The sequence below is a fragment of the Colwellia sp. MT41 genome, assembly GCF_001444365.1.
Classification (GTDB): Bacteria; Pseudomonadota; Gammaproteobacteria; order Enterobacterales; family Alteromonadaceae; genus Colwellia; species Colwellia marinimaniae.
This window is the reverse complement of the sequence record NZ_CP013145.1, coordinates 4,236,037-4,261,416: the sequence shown is the minus strand read 5'-3', so window position 1 is coordinate 4,261,416 and position 25,380 is coordinate 4,236,037. Positions and strand designations below refer to the sequence as shown.

At 40.2% G+C, this 25,380-nt stretch carries 14 protein-coding genes; 6 read left to right on the top strand and 8 right to left on the bottom strand.

Annotated elements, in window-relative coordinates; all coding sequences use genetic code 11:
- Nucleotides 1-50 precede the first annotated feature (50 nt).
- Nucleotides 51-4,625, top strand: coding sequence for an EAL domain-containing protein (locus CMT41_RS18035; RefSeq protein WP_058028052.1), 4,575 nt, complete (start codon nt 51-53; stop codon nt 4,623-4,625).
- 172 nt (nt 4,626-4,797) lie between these two features.
- Complete coding sequence (gene gorA, locus CMT41_RS18030; protein ID WP_058028277.1) at nt 4,798-6,165, top strand: glutathione-disulfide reductase; 1,368 nt, start codon at nt 4,798-4,800, stop codon at nt 6,163-6,165.
- A 130-nt stretch (nt 6,166-6,295) separates the two neighbouring features.
- On the opposite strand, the gene CMT41_RS18025 is transcribed toward gorA, so the two are convergent.
- Nucleotides 6,296-7,057, bottom strand: a complete 762-nt coding sequence (locus tag CMT41_RS18025; protein ID WP_058028051.1) for a hypothetical protein — start codon at nt 7,055-7,057, stop codon at nt 6,296-6,298.
- Between the two features lie 254 nt (nt 7,058-7,311).
- Nucleotides 7,312-7,752, bottom strand: a complete 441-nt coding sequence (locus tag CMT41_RS18020; RefSeq protein ID WP_058028050.1) for a DUF4399 domain-containing protein — start codon at nt 7,750-7,752, stop codon at nt 7,312-7,314.
- Between the two features lie 322 nt (nt 7,753-8,074).
- Here CMT41_RS18020 and CMT41_RS18015 point away from each other — a divergent pair, with 322 nt between their 5' ends.
- The 4 genes from CMT41_RS18015 to polA all read left to right on the top strand — a co-directional run bounded on the left by CMT41_RS18015 (nt 8,075) and on the right by polA (nt 16,725).
- Nucleotides 8,075-8,470 carry a hypothetical protein gene (locus CMT41_RS18015; protein ID WP_057183401.1) on the top strand — a complete coding sequence of 132 codons (396 nt, stop codon included), beginning with the start codon at nt 8,075-8,077 and terminating at the stop codon, nt 8,468-8,470.
- A gap of 93 nt (nt 8,471-8,563) precedes the next feature.
- A complete protein-coding gene (locus tag CMT41_RS18010; RefSeq protein WP_058028049.1) occupies nt 8,564-9,898 on the top strand; it encodes an efflux RND transporter periplasmic adaptor subunit in 1,335 nt (444 codons plus the stop codon).
- 17 nt (nt 9,899-9,915) lie between these two features.
- Complete coding sequence (locus tag CMT41_RS18005; protein ID WP_058028048.1) at nt 9,916-13,089, top strand: efflux RND transporter permease subunit; 3,174 nt, start codon at nt 9,916-9,918, stop codon at nt 13,087-13,089.
- An 843-nt stretch (nt 13,090-13,932) separates the two neighbouring features.
- Nucleotides 13,933-16,725, top strand: coding sequence for a DNA polymerase I (gene polA / locus CMT41_RS18000; protein ID WP_083494329.1), 2,793 nt, complete (start codon nt 13,933-13,935; stop codon nt 16,723-16,725).
- 117 nt (nt 16,726-16,842) lie between these two features.
- On the opposite strand, the gene CMT41_RS17995 is transcribed toward polA, so the two are convergent.
- The 6 genes from CMT41_RS17995 to spoT all read right to left on the bottom strand — a co-directional run bounded on the left by CMT41_RS17995 (nt 16,843) and on the right by spoT (nt 25,229).
- A complete protein-coding gene (locus CMT41_RS17995) occupies nt 16,843-17,871 on the bottom strand; it encodes a substrate-binding periplasmic protein (RefSeq protein ID WP_082606613.1) in 1,029 nt (342 codons plus the stop codon).
- A 58-nt stretch (nt 17,872-17,929) separates the two neighbouring features.
- Nucleotides 17,930-19,306 carry an SLC13 family permease gene (locus CMT41_RS17990; protein ID WP_058028047.1) on the bottom strand — a complete coding sequence of 459 codons (1,377 nt, stop codon included), beginning with the start codon at nt 19,304-19,306 and terminating at the stop codon, nt 17,930-17,932.
- A gap of 259 nt (nt 19,307-19,565) precedes the next feature.
- Nucleotides 19,566-21,659: an ATP-dependent DNA helicase RecG gene (gene recG, locus CMT41_RS17985; protein WP_058028046.1), complete on the bottom strand. Its 2,094-nt coding sequence runs from the start codon at nt 21,657-21,659 to the stop codon at nt 19,566-19,568.
- Nucleotides 21,660-21,668: 9 nt separating this feature from the next.
- The gene (trmH, locus tag CMT41_RS17980) at nt 21,669-22,376 is read right to left on the bottom strand and encodes a tRNA (guanosine(18)-2'-O)-methyltransferase TrmH (RefSeq protein WP_057183391.1); all 708 of its coding nucleotides are present in this window, start codon (nt 22,374-22,376) and stop codon (nt 21,669-21,671) included.
- Nucleotides 22,377-22,603: 227 nt separating this feature from the next.
- Complete coding sequence (locus tag CMT41_RS17975; protein WP_197410313.1) at nt 22,604-22,996, bottom strand: RidA family protein; 393 nt, start codon at nt 22,994-22,996, stop codon at nt 22,604-22,606.
- A gap of 124 nt (nt 22,997-23,120) precedes the next feature.
- A complete protein-coding gene (spoT, locus tag CMT41_RS17970) occupies nt 23,121-25,229 on the bottom strand; it encodes a bifunctional GTP diphosphokinase/guanosine-3',5'-bis pyrophosphate 3'-pyrophosphohydrolase (RefSeq protein ID WP_057183387.1) in 2,109 nt (702 codons plus the stop codon).
- Nucleotides 25,230-25,380 lie beyond the last annotated feature (151 nt).

Genomic DNA, 25,380 nt, shown 5'->3' with positions numbered 1-25,380 from the left:
AGTTTGTAGCATCGTTGGGTTTTTTTGGTTAAGTTTGTTGTTGAGTGATTATGTTTAAGACGTTACTTATTACCCTGTTATTAATATTAAGTGTATTACTTACCATTTTCATGGTGCCAACCAGTTATGCCGCAATAAAAAATCTCTCCTTAGACCACCTATCTGTTGATGATGGTTTATCACAGGGTAGTATTCATGCAATTATCCAAGATAAAACCGGTTTCATATGGCTAGCCACAGAAAATGGCGTCAATATTTATGATGGTAATAAAGTTAGGCAATTACCTGGGCCAAATAATAGTTTTGAAGATGTTGCTATCTATACGTTACTTGAAGATAAAAATGGTTTGATTTGGTTAAATGTTGATGGTCGAAAACTTTATAGCTATAACCCTAAAACTAATATCTATCGACATATACCAATAAAAAGCTCGCCCAATTCAAACTATTATATTGCTGATCTGCTTAACAGTAATGACAATAAAATATGGCTATTAACCTCTAAAACACTCGGGTTTTATAATCAAGTTACCAATGAATACCAGCAAGTAATAGACTTGGCAGCAGAATTAGCCGGTGACCTTGCATTATTTAAAATGTCATTGCATGATGGTGTGATGTATATAGGCTCAAAGGTAGGCATTTTTGCCTATAATATTGAGAAAAATCACTGGAAAAAATTACCTCAAATACCCGCTGATATCACTGCACAGTCGAACACTGAAGAGCTCAACAAAATATATACCGTACACGCGGATATTAATCAGACCTTATACCTAGGCTCTTACGATGGGTTTTTTGCTATCAATGTCACTGATATTAAAGCATATATTACCGGCGAATCATCATTACCTAACTACCAACGACTTATTGAAAATATGGCGGCATGGCAAACATTGTCTGATGGCAATACTCTTTATATAGCTGCTGATAAAGGTTTGTATTCGATCAATACAGTCGATAATAGCAGTGAATTTTTGTTTGGTTTTAGTGATTATTTTGACAATATCAGTGATGACAACATACCAACCTTGATTAAAGATAATCAAGGTGTTTTTTGGTTAGGTTCAAGGGCTATGGGTGCCTATCAATGGAATCCCAGAAGAGAATTAGTTAAAAATTACGGTTATAAAAAAAATAATGCAGCTAGTTTAAGTTATAACGAAGTTTGGCATACTTTACCTGATGACTTAAATGATGATTTTCTCTGGGTTGCAACGTCTAATGGTTTGAATCTAATTGATTTGGCAAAACAGCGTGTTACCCGATACTTAGTGAATAATGACTCTAAAAGTATATACACCAAAAGTCATATTTATAGCCTGTTAGGTTTGACAGCTGAGCAACTACTTATTTCTACTGCTAAAGGTGTGTATTTATTTGATAAACAGCAAGGGATAGAATTAGAATTACCCTTTAATAATGAAATTAATCAACTGCTTGCAGTGGAACAGTATGACATATTAAAAGAAGACGAATTTCTTTGGTTAGTAAATGAAAAAGGACTCTTTAAAATAAATTTAAGCACCAATGAAATAGATACTTTAAGTGAAATTTCCGAACAGTTCCCTCCTGAAAAATTATTGGCTTTATTAGGTACATTACCGAATAGTGATTGGTTTTTACTAACAAGCAATGATGGTTTATGGGGTTTTAATGCGAATACACGAGAGTTTGTACAGCTTTATAAGTTGTCAGGCATATTGCCCGGAGAATATACCTCTATCGATAACTGGGCCATAGATAAAAATCAAATATTATGGTTGAGTTTTAGTGGTAAAGGTCTGGTTGGTTTAACCTTGCCTGACTTTAAAGAGCAATATTTCTACCATAAAGGCAATTCTATTATTGGTAATAATATTTACGGTGTAATGGCCGATGAGGCAGGAGATATCTGGTTCTCTAGCCATAATGGTTTATTTATGTTGGACTCCAATAGTCAAAATATCAGTCATTTCACCCGTAAAGATGGCCTTGGCGCAACTGAATTTAATGGTAGGGCTTATGCAAAATTACCCAATGGTCGTTTTGTCTATGGTTCAATGGAAGGTATTAGTATTTTCGAGCCGTTAAAACTAAAAAAAGTACACCATAGCGAAAACTTTAACGTCAAAGTGACCGCTGTAGCATTGTTATCCCGCAAGTTAGCCCTACCTTTGACCATTGAAGATAATGCCGTTATTAACCTTCACTATGATGATGTAGGTATTCGCATTGATTTTTCCACCTTTTCTTATGGCAATGAGAAAAACATCAGTTATAAGTATCATGTGACGGGGATAAATAATATTGACTACCCCGCAACTAGAGAAGGCCATATTACCTTTCCTAGCCTAGCATCAGGCAAACATACCTTATCTATTCAGGCTAAGTCACCCTACTCGGGAGAATATTCAACGCCCGTACATATTAACTTTAACGTCAGCTTTGCTCCTTGGCGTTCACCTTTGGCATTGGCTTTTTATTTCATGGTGTTCCTACTAATGACGCTAACTTGGTATCGTTATCGTAAAGGCCAGCAACAGTTGTTGCTTGATGCGCATGAGCAAGTTAAGTATCGAGAAAATCGTTTACAACTAGCCTTAACGGGTAGTAATAGTGAGGTTTGGGACTGGCAAGCTGATGAAAATCTAATGTTCGGTAAACGCATTGTGTTAGATTTAGGCTACAAAGAAGAAGCGTTATTTTATAGTTTTTCAAAGCATGTTGCCCTTATTCATCCTGAGGATCATGATGATTTTCTTCGTAGCTGGCAATTATTTATTAGCAGCGCCAGTTTAGAGGATAACTTTTCTTGTACCTATCGTTTGAAAACAGCAGATGGTCAGTGGCTTTGGTACAAAGACTTAGGAAAAACAGTCGCGGTAGATGCTAATAATAACCCCATTAGAGTTACTGGTTCTTATACTAATATTACCAAGTCTCGTGCTAACGAAGAGCGCGCGCAATATTACGGTGATGCATTTCAGCAAACTCAAGACTGGGTATTTATTATTGATGAAAAAATATCGAAAGTAACGGCAAACAAATCAATGCGAGTTGTTTTTGATTGGCCCGAAGAAGAGTTTGATTTTAATGCGAAATTATTAGGTATTAGTCAAAAACGCCGCAGTTTCTACCATAAATTAATGCTGTCTTTAAATGAAGGCGAACATTGGCGTGGCGAGGAGTTAATCGAGACCCCTAATAAGGGCGAGTACCACGTTATTATCAATGTGACGGTAGGTCGAAACTCAGTGAGTAACGCTTTGCATTATTTGTTTGTATTAACTGATATTAGTGCACAAAAAAGTGCCGAAAATGAATTAAGGTTATTAGCAAATTATGATCATTTAACGGGGTTGCCTAATCGTACTTTATTGCTTGAACGTATTAAACATGCAATAGACTTTTCCCACCGAAAAACAAAATCATTGGCACTGTTTTTTATCGATTTAGATCGCTTTAAACAAGTGAATGATTCCTTAGGGCATGATAAAGGTGATTTGTTGTTGCAAGAAATTACTAAGCGTTTAGAAGATGTCTTACGAATAGATGATACGGTGGCACGTATTGGTGGTGATGAATTTGTTGTTCTATTGGAGAGCTTTGCTAATAATAATCAACTGGGCAGCATAGCTGAAAAAATTATTGGTGTCATTGGTAACCCCGTAGATTTAGATAAGAATATTGTCAGTGTTGGCGCCAGTATTGGTATTGCTTTATATCCTAATGATGGTCATAACTCAGACGAGCTGTTACGCCATGCTGATGTTGCTATGTATCATGCCAAGCAAGCAGGGAAAAATAACTTTAAGTTTTATACTGCACAAATGAACATTGATGCCATGGAGCGCTTAAGTAAGGAGTCGGCGTTAAAATTAGCGGTAAAAAATAAGGAGTTCATTAATCACTACCAACCAATAATTGATGCACATACCGGTAAGGCGGTAGGTGTAGAGATGTTAATGCGTTGGCAAACACCGACGGGTTTAGTGCCACCTAATGACTTTATTCCTTTATCAGAGGAGCTAAATTTAATTATCACTATGACAGAGTCTGCACTTCAACAGGCTTGTAAACATCTAAAAGAGTGGCATGCCATACGAGCAGATTTTTACGTGTCGATAAACCTTTCGGTACAACACTTTGTTGAAGCGGACATTGTTTCATATATTCGTGAATTATTGGCCGATTACCAATTGCCAGCCAAAAGTTTACGCGTTGAAATAACAGAAAGTACGTTAATTTTACAACCTGAAAATGCCATAACCACTATGCGTAAATTATCGGAACTTGGCGTGATTTTAGCGCTAGATGACTTTGGCACAGGCTTCTCGTCATTATCTTATTTAAAACAATTACCCTTAGATATCATAAAAATAGATCGCAGTTTTGTTGCTGGTATTGGCATTAATGAAGCCGATGAAGCGATTGTTGATACCACGTTAGTTTTAGCCAAAAGGCTTAACATGTACTGCATTGCTGAGGGTGTGGAAACGGTTGAGCAGTTGCACTATCTAGTTGCCAAACAATGCCATTATATACAAGGGTATTTATATAGTAAGCCAATACCGCCGGAGAAAATTATGCAAAATCTGTTGTTAAATAAAACAGAAATTATCTCTACTACTCGGGGTTTTTGAGCGTTCGATACAACTAATATCCCTAGTTAATTTACAAACGTTAGCAGCCCAGTACTGAGAGCGGCTATAAATATTATGCTTTTCTCCTTGAATAAAGTCTTTTTTGCGCCCACATTCTACTTAAGTAATACATTAACTAATTTAAATAATACACTAACTAATGAGTAATACCATGACACAACATTTTGATTACCTTGCCATTGGCGGTGGCAGTGGCGGTATAGCATCGGCTAACCGAGCAGCAAAATTAGGTAAAAAAGCAGCCGTTATTGAAGCAAAACACATTGGCGGTACCTGTGTAAATGTTGGTTGTGTGCCGAAAAAAGCCATGTGGTATGCCGGACAGATAGCCGATGCCTTAAAATATGCCAAAGATTACGGTTTCGCTCAGCAGCTAAATCAAGGCGAATCTCAGTTTGATTGGGCCAAGTTGGTTGTAAATCGCGAAGCATATATAAAACGAATTCATGCGGCCTATCAGCGTGGTTTTGATGCTAATAATGTCACTGTCATTAAAGGTTTTGCCAAGTTTATTGATAAAAACACCGTGGAAGTCAATGGTGAGTTAATCACCGCTGATCACATTACTATTGCCACTGGTGGTCGTCCTGCTATTCCTAATATCGAAGGTGCCGAGTATGGTATCGATTCCGATGGCTTTTTTGCCTTAACAGAGCAACCTAAAAGTGTTGCTGTTATTGGCGCTGGTTATATTGCCGTTGAATTAGCCGGTGTCTTTCAAGCGTTGGGCACAGAGTCTCACCTAGTGGTACGTAAAGAAAAACCATTACGTGGTTTTGATGATATGTTAAGTGATACCTTGGTTGAGCACATGGCTAAACATGGTCCTAGACTACACAATCACAGCACACCAGAGCGCATTGAAAAAATGAGTGATGGTCGTTTAGTTATTCATTTTACTAATGGTAAGTCATTAGAGCCGGTAGACACTTTAGTCTGGGCCATAGGCCGTGAGCCAGCTACCAATAATATTAACCTTGCAGCGGCCGGGGTCGAACTCGACGAGCGTGGCTTTATCATCACTGACAAATATCAAAACACTAATGTTGCCGGTATCTATGCGGTCGGAGATAACACTGGCCGTGCGCAGTTAACACCGGTAGCTGTTGCTGCGGGTCGCCGTTTATGTGAACGTTTATTCAATAATAAACCCGATGAACATCTAGATTATTCTGGCATCGCTACCGTGGTATTTAGTCATCCGGTTATAGCTACCGTCGGTTTAACTGAAGATGAGGCTATTGCTGAGTACGGTGAAGAAAATATTACCGTATATAACTCACAGTTCACCGCGCTTTATCAAGCTATTACCGAGGATTATCGTGATCCTACTCGGATGAAATTAATTTGTGCTGGCAGTGAAGAAAAAGTAGTGGGTTTGCATAGTATTGGCTTTGGTAGCGATGAATTATTACAAGGTTTTGCAGTTGCCATGAAAATGGGCGCCACCAAGGCTGATTTTGATAACACAGTTGCCATACATCCTACCAGTGCGGAAGAGTTTGTTACCTTGAATTAAGCAACAGAGCATAAAGGTAAGCTTGCTCGCCTTTATGCTGAAAATATATCCATGAGCTGAGCTATTATGGTCTCAGTGAATGCCGTTAACATTCGCTACTAAGTGGGATAACTTCTCGCCGTATTAACGGTTAAAACTGAAAATCAACTTTAAAGTTAAAAGCGCTATCCGATGAGTGATAACCAGCCCAATTGCTACTTGAATAAAGCAGTTCGGCGCCGACACCCAAGCCGTAAGTAAATCGATGTTCAATGGCTATATTCGCGCCGATACTGCTGCCGTTACTATTGAGGTTTTTGCTAACACCACTAGAGAAGTTTTTACTGCCTTTTAAAGTACCCCATTGATAAAATGGGCCGCCGTAAATAATGTTGTGTGGTGATAATTTATAACCGACAATCCAAGCAACATCGTAAATACCAGTGTTATGCTGCCAAGAGCTATCATCATCATAAGTATAGCCATAGTCACTTTGTATCCCAGTAGTACTAGTGCCCTTGGTGTTTTTCTTCTCGTAACCTAAGGTAATTGCTTGGGAAATATTACCTGTTTTTGATTGGTCACTATATTGGCCATAAAATTGATATTTAGCAGCAAAGTGTAATACCGAGCCTGCGCCATCATTTACGGATAACGCTAATCCAGGTATTGTGGTGATACTAGCACGTACAAAACCCGTGCCTTCATTACCATAGTCACCCTCAGCAATTTTTTCTATCATTAAGTATTTTCGATTGCCATTACTCCAAGCAAGGTTTACTTGTAATGGTTTACTGCTCACCTCAGGGTTATCTAAACGTGTATTAGATAAAGATACATACACACCACCATTAGAACAGCCAGCTAAAAATAGCACCATTAACAGTGTCATAGCTGTATTAATCCTAATCATAAAACCTCCTTTTAAACTGAGCCTAAGTGAAGAAAATTGGCGCAGGGTATTTATTTTAACGTGGCTAAGTTAACAATTATTTAACATAGTATCAAGTCAAATAATTCTTATTTAAGATAAAATAAAGCTGTTGATTTTATACCATAAAAGCCAGTTAATCTTGCTTAAGAAAAAGCCCCTAATACTTATTTGAACATAGGTATTAGGGGCTTTGTATCGATGTATTTATCTAACGGTTTTTACTTAAAGCTAGTTTACTCAACAGTAATGGTTATCTTCTTAGAAACAACCGCTGGTTTATGAGGGATATGGTGATGGTCGCCTAAAATTAACTGCAGCGTATGTTTGCCTTTAGGTAAAGTTAACGTCGTTTGTGTTTGTCCACCACCGAAGTGTTTCACGTCACCACCCATAGGCATATCAAAGGCTGGCAGCGAGTCTTTATCGATTAATAAGTGATGATGACCGGTATTTTTTTTCTCCATACCCGCTGGCGCCACGCCCATATCTTTTAAACCAAATTTCACCGTAAAGGTAGTTGACACTGTGGCACCATCGCTTGGTGAAATAATATAAACATTAGCACTCGCCGGAGCAACAGATTGCGGCATACTACTAGCGTTAGCTAGTTCAGCGACTAATAGCGCAGGACTTAAAGCCAAAGTTAACAGTGATAATTGCACAAGTTTTTTCATAATATAATTCGCTTATTTCAAGTAAATAGTTTCAATTGATTATTTTAATTGATTTTTATAGGGTTGTGATAAAAATAGCGCTACTCAATACACCAGTCAATAGTTATAACAATTTTATACAATTATCGGCCACTTGTGCTGAATTGTTTTTCCTAAGCACAGTAAGCTAACAAACTTAATGACAGTGGGATAAACGGTCATAATGGCTAGTATTAAAACGGGTAGATATTTTTCATGGTAAAACAGTTGTTATTATTTATACAGTTTTGCTAGAATAAGCTGTTGCTAAACCGTCATTCTCCTTGTAGTGTGGATTTAATTTGTGCGTATCTTATGCTGTTATCTTGTTATTATCTTGATTGTCCTGCAATCGGTTAATGCGATCGCCGCGATTAGTATTAGCCAGAATGACGCTCAGCAAAATTCGCATTTGACTGCTCATCAAAACTCTCATTCAAATAGCCACCAAGACAGTGATCACCATAGTGCAGCCGAGCTCTTAGCTTTTCAAATACAAGCACTTGATGGTAAATCAGTGCATAGCGATGCCGATCATCCTGATTGTCATACGAATCATTGTCATCACAGTAACTTGCTCTACTTAGATTTTTCCTCGCCAGTGTATTTATCCAAGACTATTGATAAGCAAGTAAGCAATAAAACCGTACTATTTAACTCTTTACCACTCAGTCCAGACTCTCGCCCTCCCATCGTTTAATTCTTATTTATCCCAGAGCGACTAAGCTCGCCCATTTTTTAATAAGACAGAGCAAGTGGTCAATTAAGCCACTTGCCATTAAACGAGATTTATATGAATTTTTTCAAATCATTCAGCTTGCTGGCGGCTGTATTCTTGCCAGTAATTTCTCTGCAAGTGAGTGTGGCGCAAACAAATAATAGTGATAAGCATGAAAATGAAGCGCAGTTACTCAGTTTTACCGCTACGCAAATGCAAATGGCCGACATTCAAGTGGCCCAATTAATCCCACAGTATATGGATAAGCGACTTTATGCCCCAGGAGAAGTGCAAGCTAACGGCTATACCAGTTATGTTGTCTCCCCTAGGGTAGAGTCAGTGATAGTGCGCCGTCATGCCATCTTGGGTGAGTATGTTGAAAAAGGTCAAGCGTTAGTGACTTTGTTTAGTGAAGAGGTTGCCCAAGCACAAGCACTTTATCGTATTTCATCGGCTGATTGGCAACGGGCTAAAAAAGTAGGTAACTCCGTGATCAGTGAAAGTCAGTTACTGTCTGCGGAAACTAATTATATTGCTGCCTTTAGCCGTTTAAAAGCTTATGGCTTATCAAAGCAAGCAATTGACGCTATTACCAAAAACACTAGCTCTGCGCTAGGTGAGTACACCTTAAAAGCCGAGCGTTCTGGTACAGTACTTTTGGATGATTTTCAGCAAGGTCAACGTGTTAGTGCTGGCGATACCATTATGGTACTCACCGATGAAAATGAACTTTGGGTTGAGGCTCGCCTTGCTGCCAATAATAGCGTGCCGCTAACGAAGGGCACTAAAGCCCAAGTTATTCTCTTAGCTAGTAAGCCGAGTGAAAATACTACTTATCAAGCTGAAGTCATTCAGCAAGCCCATACCATAGATCCCAAAACCCGTACTCGAATTGTGCGCTTGAAAGTAAAAAATACCAATCACCAATTACACCCGGGTTTGTTTGTTGATGTATATTTCTCGCAGCTAAGCAAAAATCCTGTGCTTGTGGTACCTGAAAGCGCCTTACTAAGAGGCGCTGACGGTGATTGGTACCTATACCTAAAACAAGAGCACCTAAAACAAGAGCACAGTAAACAAGAAAATTCTCATCAAGGTGATCAACACCAACATGAAGAAGCTCTTGAGCATGGTGAATCACATGAGCAAGTGCTTTCCGTTAGTCTTGCTGGGGAACTTGCCCATGACGCTGTACTTGAACACCAACAAGAGCAGCAAGAGCCAACAACTTTTATCGCCCAAGAAGTCGAACTCGGTGCGGTATATCGAGTGTTTTCTGAAAAAACTCAGCAGTGGTTAAGCTGGCGCGAAATAACGGGTGTCGAAGCCAATAGTTATTTTGCCATCACAGGCGCGTTTTTTATTGCCTCACAAGGCGCTAAAAGCGGCTTTGATGCCCATAACCACTAATTTTTTGGAGTTTTTTCATGTTAAATCGTTTAATTGATTGGGCTATCAGCAATAAATTGCTGGTGGTCATTGCTTTATTCAGCCTTCTTATTAGCAGTGTCATGGTGCTGCCAAAACTTAACCTTGATGCGTTTCCCGATGTCACTAATGTGCAAGTGGTCATTAATACGGAAGCGCCGGGTCTAGCCGCGGAAGAAGTTGAGCAACTCATTACTTTTCCAATAGAAGCGGTAATGTATGCCTTACCTGATGTCGAACAAGTACGCTCTATTTCTAAAACTGGCTTGTCTAGCATAACGGTGGTTTTTAAAGACGCTACGGATATTTATTTTGCTCGGCAGCTGGTTTTTGAACGCTTACAAGCCGCTAAGGAACTTATTCCCCAAGGTATTGGTACGCCTGAAATAGGACCAAATACCTCAGGTTTAGGGCAGATTTATCAGTATTTACTCACTACAGAAGAAGGTGTGGATATAGATATTATGGCGTTGCGCAGCTTAAATGATTGGTTGGTTAAGTTGATGTTAATGCCTATTGATGGTGTTACTGAAGTGCTGTCCTTTGGCGGTGAAGTAAAACAATATCAGGTTAATATTGAGCCGAATAAACTATTAGCTTATCAGTTGAATCAGCAACAAGTGATAGAGGCTATCGAAAATAACAACCAGAATGCTGGCGGTTGGTATCTAAATCGAGGCCAAGAGCAGTTAGTTATCAGAGGTATGGGTTGGTTAACCTCGGGAGAAAACACCTTAGAGGAAATTGCCCAAGTGCCAATTAAAACTATTGATGGCGTGGTCGTTACCGTTGGTGATGTCGCTACGGTGAGCATAGGCAGTGAAATTCGTCAAGGGGCGGTCACTATGTCTAGCCGTGATGCACAAGGACAAATTAAAAGTGCTGGTGAAGTAGTTACCGGTATTGTCTTAAAACGTATGGGCGCTAATACCAAAACTACTATAGATGGTATTAATGCTCGAGCGGTGATGATTAATCAAGCTTTACCTGAGGGGGTAAAATTTGTTGTGCTCTATGATCAAGCCGATTTAATCCAACAAGCAGTGACTACCGTTATTGATGCACTATTGTTGGCCTTTGTTTTGATAATCATTATTTTAGCGTTATTTCTGCTGAACTTATCAGCAACATTTTTGGTGCTGATTTCTATTCCTATTTCGATTGGCTTAGCGCTTATGGTGATGGTTTGGTTAGGCCTTTCAGCTAACCTAATGTCATTAGGTGGCTTGGCGGTAGCCATAGGTATGCTGGTTGATGGCTCGGTAGTGATGGTTGAGAATATTTTCAAAAATTTGCATCTGGCCCAAAGTAAGGCTAAGCAGAAGTTAACTCCAGAGCAGATACAAAATACCATAAGCCAAGCTGCGCGGGCTGTCGTTCGTCCTATCTTCTTTGCTACCGCGATTATACTGGTGGTCTTTATGCCATTATTTAGCTTCGAAGGTGTTGAAGCTAAGCTATTTCAGCCCATGGCTATTAGTATAATGTTAGCTATGTTGGCGGCTTTAATTGTCGCCATTATTATTGTGCCAGCATTGGCGAGTATCTTATTTAAGCGTGGTATCAAAGTCAGGGAAAGCATGGTGTTAAAACCGCTGACTGCTTTATATCGGTTTAGCTTAACTAAAGCGCTGCTGTGGAAAAAAACAATTATTGGCTTCGCACTAACCTTGATGGTTGCGGCAATAGCACTGGTGCCACAATTGGGCACTGAATTTGTCCCTGAACTCGAAGAGGGCACCATTAACTTACGGGTTACCTTAGCTCCTTCAGCAAGTTTAGCCACGGCATTAGCGGTTGCCCCTAAGTTAGAAAAAATTCTGCTTGGCTTTCCTGAAGTTACCTATGCGCTGAGTCGTATTGGCCGCCCAGAAATAGGCGGCGATCCAGAGCCGGTCAATAATATTGAAATTTATTTGGGCCTAAAGCCGGTGGCTACATGGCAAAGTGCCAGTAACCGTAAAGAGCTGCAAGATAAAATGGCGGAAAAACTTGAGCAATTCCCAGGTTTACTGTTTAATTTTTCACAACCGATAGCGACTCGTGTTGATGAATTACTCTCTGGGGTGAAAGCTCAACTGGCGATAAAGTTATTTGGCAATGATTTGGCGATATTAGCTGAGAAGGGACAGCAAATTGTCCAGGCGGTACAAGGTGTTACTGGCACGAAAGATGTCGCCATGGAGCAAATTTCCGGGGAAGCACAGCTTGTTATTAAGCCTAAACGTCGACAATTATCTCGTTATGGTTTATCGGTTGCGGATGTGATGAATGTGGTCAGTGACGGTCTTGGTGGACGTGTGGCGGGGCAAATTATTAATGGTAATGAGCGCTATGATATCTATGTGCGTCTTGCTAGTGCATACCGACAAGATGTGGCGGCAATTAGTGAATTGCGTTTATTAGCACCTAGTGGTGCTTGGTTACGCTTAGCTGATATTGCTGACATAGCCATTGAATCTGGGCCACCACAAGTGCGTCGTGATGATGTACAAAGGCGTGTGGTTATTCAAGCTAATGTACAAGGCCGTGATATGGGCAGTGTGGTGGCTGACATTCGTCAAGCCATAGCGCAACAAGTAGAGCTACCTGGGGGATATAGTGTGCAAATTGGTGGTCAATTTGAATCACAACAACGGGCGCAGAAACGCTTAATGTTGGTAGTACCGCTGTCATTAGCCTTGATTACCCTATTGCTTTATTTTGCCTTTAATTCGGTTGGCCAAGCCTTATTGATTCTACTTAACGTACCCTTAGCCACTATAGGTGGCATTGTTGCTTTATATTTATCAGGGCAATATTTGTCGGTGCCAAGTTCAGTGGGTTTTATTACCTTATTTGGTGTCGCCGTACTGAATGGTGTGGTCATGGTTGAAAGTATTAATGCTGAGATAAAATTATTACTGGCTAAAGGTCGTGCTACCGACACACAGATAAAGAGCGCAATATTTACGGGTGCATTAGCACGCTTACGCCCGGTATTAATGACCGCGTTGACCTCACTGTTAGGTTTATTACCTATGTTAATATCTACCGGAGTGGGTGCTGAAATACAAAAACCATTGGCTACGGTTATTGTTGGCGGCTTGGTCAGTGCGACCTTGTTAACTTTGTTTGTACTGCCGGTGCTTTACCAGAAATTCTCATTAGGAAAAATAAGCCAAGTTAACTAAAACCAAGTGAACAAAAAACACCAATAAGCATGTTTTTTTAAGAAAATAAAAATGAAGAATGTTTTCGTAAATATTCTTCATTTTCACCATAAATATATTTATTTTTTTGCAGAAAAAAGAAAATTTAACTGGTGGATCACTTGCTAGCTACTGCCCTTACTCGCTTATGTTTTTTTGTTCTTTAAAAGTGTAACAACTCGGTAAAAAAAGTTTAAAAATGCGCTGGTAATCACGCCAAATTCTGATAATCTCTTACCTCGTTATTTCCATCAGTTGCTTTTTTGTACAACTAAAAAATAACTTAATAACAAAACTATCCACATAGTATAAAAATAAATAATCTTGTTAATGAAAGACGCTAATGCATGTATTTATTTCAATAAAATCAAATTGTTATATTTATTTATTTTGATCTTTTTAGCGTAAATGTCTGGCTACTTTTTGTACTTGATCACAAGGTTATCCACAAGAGGATCCTTAAAGTAAACAATAAAGCCTAGCGATAAAGTGGAGCCAACGTATACCAATTCCATTAAGTTTCTTCCCATTCAGAGCTTGTCAGCGGTTTGAGAACAAATAGAATTTTTTTGTATATAGTCATTCTATATTAAGGAAATTCTGTGCAGTTATCTAATTGCTGACAAACTCCCAAAGGGCGAGTTTAAAAGGCTTACATGCAGCGTTATTGATTTTAACAAGGGAATAACCATTATCTTCAATCAATGCCTTGCCTCTAAGCCTTTTAACTCTCGCTGAATGTGAACAAACTTAATGGACTTGGTATTATGCTTTGTGGCATGCTTAGCCACCTTTAGCTTATTTTAGTCACTTCGCGTATTTTTTATGACAACTCCTGCAACCTCACCTGATGCTAATAACATGCAATCACCCCTGATATTAGTCGATGGTTCTTCGTATTTATTTCGAGCCTATCACGTGCCCTATTTACAAGCACTTTCAACCGCAGATGGCCAACCAACAGGTGCCATAACCGGTGTATTAAATATGTTAGGTAGTTTGAAAAAAGACTATCCCAATGGCAATATCATCGCTATTTTTGATGCTAAAGGTAAAACTTTCCGCAATGACATGTACCCAGAATACAAAGCCAATCGTCCACCCATGCCGGATGATTTACGCAGTCAAATCGCGCCTTTACATGAGATTATTACCGCTATGGGTCTGCCTTTATTGGTCATTCCTGGCGTTGAAGCCGATGATGTTATTGGCACCTTGGCTAAACAAGCCGATGAACTAGGTATCGAAACCGTCATTTCTACGGGTGATAAAGATATGGCACAGCTAGTTACTAAGCATGTGCGTTTAATTAATACCATGACTGATGTAGAAATGGATGAAGCGGGTGTGATGGAAAAGTTTGGTGTGCGTCCTGATCAAATAATTGATTACCTCGCCTTGATGGGCGATAAAGTGGATAACATTCCCGGCGTGGTAAAATGTGGTCCAAAAACGGCGGTTAAATGGTTGGCAGAGCATGGCACCATGGCTGAAGTTATCGCTAATGCGGATAAAGTGAAAGGAAAAATAGGCGAAAATCTACGTGATGCGTTAGAACAGCTACCTTTGTCATATAAATTAGCGACTATTAAATGTGATGTTGAATTAGCACAAACCGCAGCACAATTAGCTGCCAATGAACCCGATATTGAGGCGCTAACTAAGCTTTATCAAAAATTCGAATTAAAGCGTTTATTAGCGGGTTTAGGTAAAGGTGATAGCACTGGCAGTACCACGACTAAAGCCGGTAAAACGTCTAGCTCTGCCGGTGAACAGGTTATTGAAATCCATGCCGAGGCCGTGGCCGAAAGCCAATACGATATCATCTTAGATAAAACCTTATTTACCGAGTGGCTTAATAAACTACAAGGGTGTGATGCTTTTGCCTTTGATACTGAAACCACCAGTGTTGATTATATGAAAGCCGAATTAGTCGGGCTATCATTTGCCATTGAAGTGGGCAAGGCCGCTTATGTGCCATTGACTCATGATTATACTGATGCACCGGAACAACTTGATATAGATTGGGTATTAGCGCAATTAAAGCCGCTATTAGAAAGTACCAAGATTAAAAAAATCGGTCAAAACCTTAAATATGATGCCAATGTACTAAGTCATTATGATATTACGTTGCAGGGTATTGAATTTGATACCATGATTGAATCTTACTGCTACAACAGTGTTGCTACGCGTCATAATATGGATGCGCTGGCACTGAAATATCTCGATTATAAAATGGTGAAATTTGAAGATATTGCGGGTAAAGGTGCTAAACAGCTTACTTTCAATCAAATTGATGTGGAAAAAGCCGGTCACTATGCTGCCGAAGATGCCGATATCACTTTGCGGTTACATAAGGCTATTTTTCCAGCACTAGCGCAATCACCTGCGCTGCTCAGTGTTTTTAATGACATAGAAATGCCACTATTACCCGTACTGGCCCGTATGGAACAAACTGGGGTATTAATTGATAGTGATATCTTAGCGGAGCAAAGCCTGATCTTAGGGCAGCGCTTAGATGAGCTGGAAATTGAAGCACACAATTTAGCAGGTAAGAGTTTTAACTTGGCATCGCCGAAGCAATTACAACAAATTCTTTTTGAAGAGTTAAAAATTCCGGTCATCAAAAAAACGCCAAAAGGTGCACCATCTACCGCAGAAGATGTCTTGCAAGAGCTAGCACTTGATTATCCATTACCTAAAGTTATTATCGAGAATAGGGGACTAAGTAAATTAAAGTCGACCTATACCGACAAATTACCGTTAATGGTTAGTGATAAAACTGGGCGTTTGCATACTTCGTATCATCAAGCGGTTACGGCGACGGGACGTTTATCTTCAACCGATCCAAATTTACAAAATATTCCAATTCGTAGTGAGCAAGGTCGCAAAATTCGTCAAGCCTTTATTGCGCCAAAAGATCACAAAATAGTCGCGATAGATTACTCGCAAATTGAATTACGCATCATGGCGCATTTGTCCGCCGATGAAGGCTTAGTAACCGCTTTTAGCGAAGGTAAAGATATTCATCGGGCGACAGCCGCAGAAATTTTTGCGGTCGAACTTGATGAAGTCACTATCGATCAACGTCGCAGTGCCAAAGCCATTAACTTTGGTTTGATTTATGGTATGTCAGCCTTTGGTTTAGCCAAGCAATTGAATATTGGCCGTCAGCAAGCACAAGAGTATCAAGATAAGTATTTCCAACGCTACCCTGGTGTATTAATGTATATGGCAGAGACGCGCAAAAAAGCGAGTGAACAGGGTTATGTGGAAACCTTGTATGGCCGTCGTTTATATTTACCGGACATAAATGCTAAAAATGGCATACGTAAAAAAGCCGCCGAGCGTGCTGCCATCAATGCACCAATGCAAGGCACAGCTGCTGATATCATTAAAAAGGCGATGTTAGCCGTAGATGCTTGGTTACTAGAGCAAAATGATGACCGTATTAAAATGACCATGCAGGTGCACGATGAATTGATTTTTGAAATTCATCAAGATATTGTTGAACAGACCACGAAAAAACTGGTTGAATTAATGAATAATGCGGTGGTGTTAAACGTGCCATTAATTGCCGAAGCGGGCATAGGTGATAACTGGGATGAAGCCCATTAGAGTATATTAAGTTAAGTTATTTTCAACCTAGAAAACTATAACTTATCAAAAATCAGGCAGTTAGTTATTCCACATGGAATAGCTTACTGCCTTTTTATTGCGGGTATTAAAATCCGTTTATAAATCTAAGGTACAGCCACTGCCGACCTTGATAAATCTATCGCTTTCACCACTTTGTTGAAACTCAAGTAGCGCTAAATTAACGTCAGCAAGTAATTGCGACCATTGTGGATAACTATGGCTGATGGCAAAATACAAATGGTTGTATTTTAGCGCCGGCTGAACTATTTCAATGCCATTGAGTAGTGCTTGTTTGTTACGATTTGATAAACTGGAGTAATTGATACTATAGGTAAACACCTTAGGATCGCCAATGATTAAGTCAACTCGTTTAGCGACCAGTAGTTTTACTAATTGTAATTCATCTACCGCTTCAACAATGGAAAATTGCTTTGAATCCATCACGGCATCAAACTCAGGGGTATTTTGATAGCCGCGCACCACGCCAATTATTTTACCTGTTAAATTACCTAAATTTTCTTGTAAGTCGAACGAGTAATCTGGTCTTTTCAGTAAGGATAACTCGCCACCGGAAAACTTATTTGAAAGTACCAGCAGTTCTCTACGCTTTTTACCGAGCACAATATCTGAAGGGGCTGAACTTTCAATAAAGTACTCTGGGAAGAGTATGTCCATCTGGCCCTTTTCAACCAACATTACTGACCTTGCCCAAGGATAAAAGTGGATATTTACTTGATAACCTTTACTGACAAGTATTGCCACGGTAAATTGGAAAACCCAGCCTTTATTGCAGAGCTCTTCGCTGATATAAGGTGGCCAATTTAAGGTGGCTAGATTGATTATCTTGTTAGAACTGCCATTAAATCGATAGCCTTTAGCTGTTTTTTTCCCTTGGATGGTATGCTGTAATCCATGGGTGAAATAAGTAACCGTTAACTGTTCGTTTTGAATGTCGTCTTGAATTTTAGCTGATACGACTTGGCTGAAGCTAAAGCAAATAATGACGGTAAGCGTTAAAGTGATACTTTGCCGAGTACTAAAAAGTAAAGCTAAGGCAAACGTATGCCTCTTAGCTTTTATAGATAAGAGGCTTTGTTTTTGTCTCGCTGAGAAAAATAAGTACATTAGGAAAGGCCCATTACTGAGGTGAGCTACTGCTACTGTAGCTGTTTATCACTTCTTTTTAAATAAGAAATGCATAACAAACCATAGCTACAATACTTGAGACGATAATACTTAAGAAGAATCCTTCTTTAACCATATCTTCAATCTCAATCTCTCCTGTACCATAGGCAATAGCATTAGGAGCTGTCGCCACAGGCAGCATGAAGGCACAACTAGCAGCCATCGCTGCGGGTATCATAAGTACCTCAGGGTTTATTCCGGATGATATAGCTGCAGCAGCTAATATAGGCATTAGTAACGTTGCCGTTGCCGTATTACTGGTTATTTCAGTCAAGTAGGTAACCACCAAACAAATAGTCAATATCATTAGCATTGGCGGTAGGCTAGATAGTGACGTTAACCACTCGCCAAGAATGGTACTAAGACCCGAAGCAGTAAAACCTTTAGCGATTGCAATACCACCGGCAAACAATAACAACATGCCCCACGGGATTGAATTAGCCGTTTTCCAATCAAGTAATCTACCGCCTTTGCCATTAGGTACGACAAACATAATAACTACGGCCAACAGCGCTACTGTGCTATCACCGGCAATCTTTATCTCCAGCAATGAACTCCAGCCACCAAAGGGTTCACCTCTAGTTATCCAAGCTAGAGCCGTTAAACCAAATACCCATAAGGTACGCTTTTCTTCAGCTCTCCATTTACCCAACTCAGGTAAGTGTATCTCATGCTCAAGTTTAACGTTACGTGTTAACCATAGCGCCATTATCGGCAATGATATAAGCACCACAGGAACACCGATTTTCATCCAGGCAAGGAAGCCAAACTCTTTACCGGTGTTCTCTTCATAGATAGCCGCGAAGATTATGTTAGGAGGAGTGCCAATCAAAGTACCTAGTCCACCAACACTAGCCGCATAAGCGATACCTAAGATCAGAGCCACCTTTAACTTTTTATTATCTACATGGCTTAGTATTGCTAACGCCATAGGTAACATGATTAAAGTAGTAGCAGTGTTTGATATCCACATACTCAAGAAACCAGCAGCCAGCATAAAGCCTAGCACTAATCGTCTACCGCTAGAGACACCTACAAGCCGAACCATGTAAACAGCTAACCTTTCATGCGCGCCACTTTTCTCTAATGCTTTTGACAGCATAAAGGCGCCCATCAATAATAAGATGACATGGCTTCCTAATGAGGAAGCCACGGTTTTGTGATCAAGTATTCCGAACATTGGCAGCAGTGCAAATGGCACCAGTGATGTGGCAGGGATAGGAATGGCTTCGGTGACCCACCATATTACTGTCAGTAGGGTAATGGCTGAGGCTATGGCAGGTTGCTCGGCTAAACCAAAGTGGCTAAGCAATAAGTAACAGCCAAAAGCCAGCGCTGGCCCTAGAAGGATAAAGTGCTGACGGGTTAATTTCATAATGATGGCAAACTCTATTATTAATAGCACTCAATTAGCGGTGCTTTATTATTGTTTTTTTACTTAGCCAGCAAGGTTATTTTGTAGCAATGGTTTGAATGACATATTTTACCAACAGTTCTATTTATCTACTCCATTGTTATTTATCGTAATTCATCTATTTTCTTAATACTAGTGTCTTTTGCTTAAAGCCATTGTTTACTGATTTACTGTTATCAGTAAGAGGCGGGTCGATAGGGTTATTTATTTCAGTCGTTCGCTAAGCATTTGAGTAACGTTCTTTATTGCCTAACCAGCGCTGAATTAATGCTTGCGCACATTCAGGTTGTTGGCGTGATAATAAATACGCTTTTTGCTGTATTTCAGGTATGAGGTAACCATCACGTACTAGATCGGCAATTTTAAGATCGGCTAGACCGGTCTGTTTGGTGCCTAATAACTCACCCGGACCACGGATTTCCAGATCTTTTTCGGCGATAACAAAACCATCATTACTTTCACGTAATACTTTTAAGCGTTTGACGGCGGTTTTTGATAGTGGTGCTTTATACATCAACACACAAAAAGAGGCGACCGAGCCACGACCAACACGGCCACGTAACTGGTGCAATTGCGCTAAGCCTAAACGCTCTGGGTTCTCAATGACCATTAAACTGGAGTTAGGTACATCAACGCCAACTTCAATGACTGTGGTGGCAATAAGTAGGTGTAGATCACCTGCTTTAAAGGCATCCATAACTTGTTTTTTTTCAGCAGATTTCATGCGGCCATGCACTAAGCCAATTTTTAATTCTGGTAGTTGAGCCGTTAATAAAAGCGCAGTTGCTTCGGCGGCTTGGCACTGTAATACTTCAGATTCTTCGATTAAAGTACATACCCAATACGCTTGTCTACCATCATTCACACAGCCTTGGCGGATACGTTCAATCACATCGGCGCGGCGTGAATCAGGTAATGCCACGGTATTTATCGGGGTGCGACCTGGAGGTAATTCATCAATAATTGAGGCATCTAAATCCGCATAAGCTGTCATCGATAAAGTGCGGGGAATAGGAGTGGCTGTCATGATCAGTTGATGTGGGTATTTATTATCAAAAACGCCTTTTTCACGCAACGTTAGACGTTGATGAACACCAAATTTATGTTGTTCATCAATAATAACCAGTACCAGGTTTTTAAAGACCACATCGGCTTGAAATAGTGCGTGTGTGCCAATAATCATTTGCATGGCACCACTTGCAATCTGCTCGAGCGCCAGTCTTTTTGCTTTTACTTTAGTTTTCCCTACCAGCCAACCGACACTGATATCTAGCGGGGTAAACCAGTTGGTGAAATTAATAGCGTGTTGTTCGGCAAGAATTTCAGTGGGTGCCATCAAGGCAACTTGATAGCCCTCACTAATGGCGGTTAATGCGGCAAGGGCAGCAACTAGGGTTTTTCCTGAGCCGACATCGCCTTGTACCAAACGCATCATTGGCTGACTTTTAGCTAGGTCAGCTTTTATTTCAGCTACCACACGTGTTTGCGCCTTGGTTGGCGTAAACGGTAAAGCGTTGAGGAATTTTTGATTTACTTGCTCATCACCCAATAAAGGTATTGCATCATGGCTATCACTATTTTGTCTGATCTTAAGCATGCTTAAGTTGTGAGCCAGTAACTCTTCTTTAATTAAACGTTGCTGTGCTGGGTGGCGGCCTTGCTCTAATTGCTCAATAGAAACGTCTGGTGGCGGACGATGAATAATCGCTAAGGCTTCACCGAGAGAGTATTGTTCATTAAAAAGATTGCTGGGCAGTAACTCTTCTACCTGGCCGCGCTGTAATCGCAGTAAGGCTTGCTCGGTTAGATTGCGTAACGATATTTGCCTTAGACCATCGGTACTAGGGTAAATCGGTGTTAAGGTTTCTTCAGCGGAGGTTAATGCTCTGTCGTCATCAAGGCTTTTATATTCAGGATGGACAATTTGATAGCCACGCGGACCGCGTTTTACTTCACCGTAACAACGAATAGTTTTACCTATGGCTAAGCTGTTTTTTTGGCTGGCAGAGAAGCTGAAAAAACACAATTGTATGCTGCCGGTGCCATCATGGAGAGTAACCACCAGCATGCGGCGTTTACCATGAGTTATTTGGTTGTCGGTAATTTCACCAATAATATTGGTTGAGGTACCCACTAATAAATTGCGTACTGTGGTGACACGGGTTTTATCTTCATAACGCATCGGTAGATGGAAGAGCATATCTTGTACTGACAGCAAGCCAATTTTTGCTAATTTTTCCGCTAAACTAGGCCCGACACCTTTGAGTGTACTCAGAGGAACTTGTGATAATAGGCTTAACGCTTCTTCTGCCATTGTTAATACCTAGTCATCAATGTGTTGCCAAGCACTTTTATTCATTTGCATTTTTTGCCACCAGACTTCATTAGCAACAATTTGACCATCCTCATCAATTTCAGGGTAAGGTAAGCCCTTACGCTGACAGGCATCGGCAAAAATCGGATGACCACCTTCAAATAAAGTACGCTGACGACGTTCATGGCTTAAGCGAGGTTTATTATACATACCGGCTAATTGACGCTGGCGTTGTGCTTCGTATAAAACAACGGAACAAGCCACTGAAACATTTAATGATTGCACCATGCCAACCATAGGAATGACAATATGTTGATCGGCAAGCTCTAGGGCTACATCAGAGGCGCCAAATTTTTCTTGCCCTAAAATAATAGCGGTTGGTTTGGTATAATCAATTTCGGTAAAATTAACTGCAGTAGCAGACAAATTTGTCACCAATATCTGCATGCCCTGTGCTTTTAATGCGGCAATGGCATCAGCTGTTTTTTGATAGTTATGCACGTCAATCCAGTTCTGACTGCCGGCAGCACTGCCACCACGTACTTCAGCGGCATCACTTTTCCATACAGCATGAACATCACTAACACCAATGGCATCACAAGTACGTACAACCGCGGCTAAATTATGGCTTTTATGCAGACCTTCCATGCAAATGGTTAAATCTGGCTGGCGTTGGTCTAACATGGCGTTAATACGTTTTAATCTTTCTGGAGTCATTGTGGTTTATTCTGTAAAGGTAAAAAGTCTAATCTGTTAGTTTTAAGTGTTGCTGCACGAACAAGCAATACGCGTAAACATAGCCAATATGTTAAATGAATGAAATTTAGGCAAAGCCGTCACGCTGTGAGTTCATGGAGCTTATGCTTTTCTATAAAAGAATAAGCACAGTGACTTGAACGAACAGCGCAGACAATGCCGAATAAATATCAGGCATGACACATATATTAATTAACGCTAGGCAGTTCCATTATACCGTCAATTTCTATTTCAACATCTTTAGGCAATCTAGACACTTGTACCGCAGCTCTTGCTGGATAAGGCTGAGTAAAGTAACGGCTCATAATATCATTTACCGTGGCAAAGTTACTTAGGTCCGTAAGGTAGATATTTACTTTTACCATATTGTTAATTTCACCACCCGCCGCTTCACAGACAGCGACTAGGTTTTTAAATACTTGTTCAGCTTGTTCAGTAAAACCACCTTCAACCACTGCCATGGTTTCGGCAATAAGAGGAATTTGTCCTGATAAATAAACAGTATTATTTACTTTTACCGCTTGGCTGTATGTACCAATGGCACTTGGAGCTTTGTCTGTACTGATAATACTTTTCATAATACTTCCTGTTGTTAACTGCTGGAGTTTATCGCTCAATTTGCTAATTTTTCCGTGTCATCATTGAGTACTAAATTAGACAAAATGGTCTTAGGCCTTGCCGTCATTAATGGGCAAAGCACTGTTATTATTTATTGCGGATGACACGTTGTACATCAATCATTACTTTAATCTTGCGAATAATATCAGCTAAGTGAATACGATCGCGGCAGGTGATTTCCATATCGATTACGTATAAACCCGCTTCTTTTTCACCTGAGTTTAAGCTATGGACATTGGAGTTGCATCGAGCGATAACATTGGTTAGTAATGCCAGCGCACCTTGATGATTGACGATTTCCACTCGTAGCTTAGCAATAAATTCTTTATCAATATCATTGTCCCATCTTACTGGGAACAAGCTAACTTGGTCATGACCTTTGATATTGCGGCAACCTTGCTGGTGGACCATTAAGCCTTTACCTGGACTTAAGTAAGCTAAAATTGCATCACCTGGGATAGGGCGACAACATTTACCGTAATTTACTAACATGCCTTCGGTGCCTCTTATCGGCATTTTAGCTTTAGTGCTGTTCGGGTCTAGCTCGGTCTCTTCGGTAAAACCATCGGTTAGCTGTCGGGCAATACCTATACTCAGCGCATTACCCAAACCAATATTGGTCAGTAAATCATCAAAATTAGCATTACCACTTTGTTGTACTACTTCATCAATTTTTTCTTTCGCTAAATCTTCAAGTTTTGTTTCACCCAGGGCATGACTTAATAAACGCAGGCCTAAAGCATGGGATTCGTCTTTTTCGCAACTTCTTAAGTAAGTTCTGATTTGTAAACGTGCTTTGGAGGTGACAACAAAGTTTAGCCAGGTCGCATTCGGTCGGGCTGCCGTAGAGGTAATTACTTCTATGGTTTGTCCTGAATCTATCGGTTGGCTCATTGGATAAGGTTTTCGGTCGACCTTCACACCAACACAAGAGTTGCCGACATCGGTGTGCACTGCATAAGCAAAATCTATAGCGGTGGCGCCCATGGGCAACTCAATAATTCGGCCATTAGGGGTAAAGACATAAATTTCTTCTGGAAATAAGTCTGATTTAACGTTTTCAATAAACTCAAAAGAGCTACCTGCGCTTTGTTGTAGCTCAAGTAAACTTTGCATCCAACGACGCGCTTTCATTTGTGCCGTTGTGCCAGTGTTTTTACCGTCTTGCTTGTAGAGCCAGTGAGCGGCAATACCTTTATCCGCCATTTGATCCATATCTTGGGTACGAATTTGAATTTCTACCGGAATGCCATGGGGGCCAATTAATGATGTATGCAGTGATTGGTAACCGTTAGTTTTAGGGATAGCGATGTAATCTTTAAACCGTGATTCAATGGGTTTGAAGAGATTATGCACGGCACCTAAGGCGCGGTAGCAGTTGTCAATTTTCTCAGTAACGATAACGCGAAAAGCATAGATATCCATGACTTCATTGAACATTAATTCCTTATTAAGCATCTTCTTATAAATCGAATACAGGTGCTTTTCTCTACCGATAACCTGTGCCTCAATACCGCTTTCCTTTAAACGAGCCGAAATTTCTTTTTCAATATTATCAATAATAGCTTTACGATTACCACGGGCGCTTTTTACCGCTGATTTTAAAGCACGTGACCGCATAGGGTAAAGCGCTTCAAAGCCTAATAGCTCTAATTCGTTTTTTATATCATGAATACCTAAACGGTTCGCTATGGGGGCATAAATCTCTAAGGTTTCGCGGGCAATACGACGTCGTTTATCAGGTCGTAAAGAACCAAGGGTGCGCATATTATGGGTACGGTCGGCAAGTTTAATTAAAATAACACGAATGTCTTGCACCATGGCAAGTACCATTTTACGGAAGTTTTCCGCTTGCCTCTCTTCTTGGTTAGTAAACTTTAATTTATCGAGTTTACTTACGCCTTCAACGAGTTCTGCTACGGTATGACCGAAAAGTTCCGCTAATTCATCCTTGGTAACGTCGGTATCTTCAATAACATCGTGTAATAAAGCCGCCATGAGGGTTTCATGGTCTAAATGCATTTGGGCTAAATTAATCGCTACGGCAACTGGATGAGTAATATAAGGATCACCACTTGAGCGCATTTGGCCATCATGGGCATCACGTGCTACGACATAGGCGTGTTTAAGCAGATCAACTTGTACTTTTGATAGGTAGGTCGAGGTAAGTTCTTTTAATGGTTCAAATAGGTACACCTAATACTCCAAATTAAGGGGGAAAAAGGGGGAGTTCGAGTATCTACCCTAGTATATACTCATGTTACCTCGAACTGCATAGTTGAAGTTTCTTGAGTTTAGATAGAATACGCGGCAATACGCTCTATTTACAAGGAAAATCATACCAGTT

Excerpts from the sequence above, each read along its gene's own strand:
- CMT41_RS18035 (WP_058028052.1), top strand. The coding sequence starts at position 51 with ATGTTTAAGACGTTACTTATTACCCTGTTATTAATATTAAGTGTATTA.
- gorA (WP_058028277.1), top strand. The coding sequence starts at position 4,798 with ATGACACAACATTTTGATTACCTTGCCATTGGCGGTGGCAGTGGCGGT.
- CMT41_RS18025 (WP_058028051.1), bottom strand. The coding sequence starts at position 7,057 with ATGATTAGGATTAATACAGCTATGACACTGTTAATGGTGCTATTTTTA.
- CMT41_RS18020 (WP_058028050.1), bottom strand. The coding sequence starts at position 7,752 with ATGAAAAAACTTGTGCAATTATCACTGTTAACTTTGGCTTTAAGTCCT.
- CMT41_RS18010 (WP_058028049.1), top strand. The coding sequence starts at position 8,564 with ATGAATTTTTTCAAATCATTCAGCTTGCTGGCGGCTGTATTCTTGCCA.
- CMT41_RS18005 (WP_058028048.1), top strand. The coding sequence starts at position 9,916 with ATGTTAAATCGTTTAATTGATTGGGCTATCAGCAATAAATTGCTGGTG.
- polA (WP_083494329.1), top strand. The coding sequence starts at position 13,933 with ATGACAACTCCTGCAACCTCACCTGATGCTAATAACATGCAATCACCC.
- CMT41_RS17995 (WP_082606613.1), bottom strand. The coding sequence starts at position 17,871 with ATGTACTTATTTTTCTCAGCGAGACAAAAACAAAGCCTCTTATCTATA.
- CMT41_RS17990 (WP_058028047.1), bottom strand. The coding sequence starts at position 19,306 with ATGAAATTAACCCGTCAGCACTTTATCCTTCTAGGGCCAGCGCTGGCT.
- recG (WP_058028046.1), bottom strand. The coding sequence starts at position 21,659 with ATGGCAGAAGAAGCGTTAAGCCTATTATCACAAGTTCCTCTGAGTACA.
- trmH (WP_057183391.1), bottom strand. The coding sequence starts at position 22,376 with ATGACTCCAGAAAGATTAAAACGTATTAACGCCATGTTAGACCAACGC.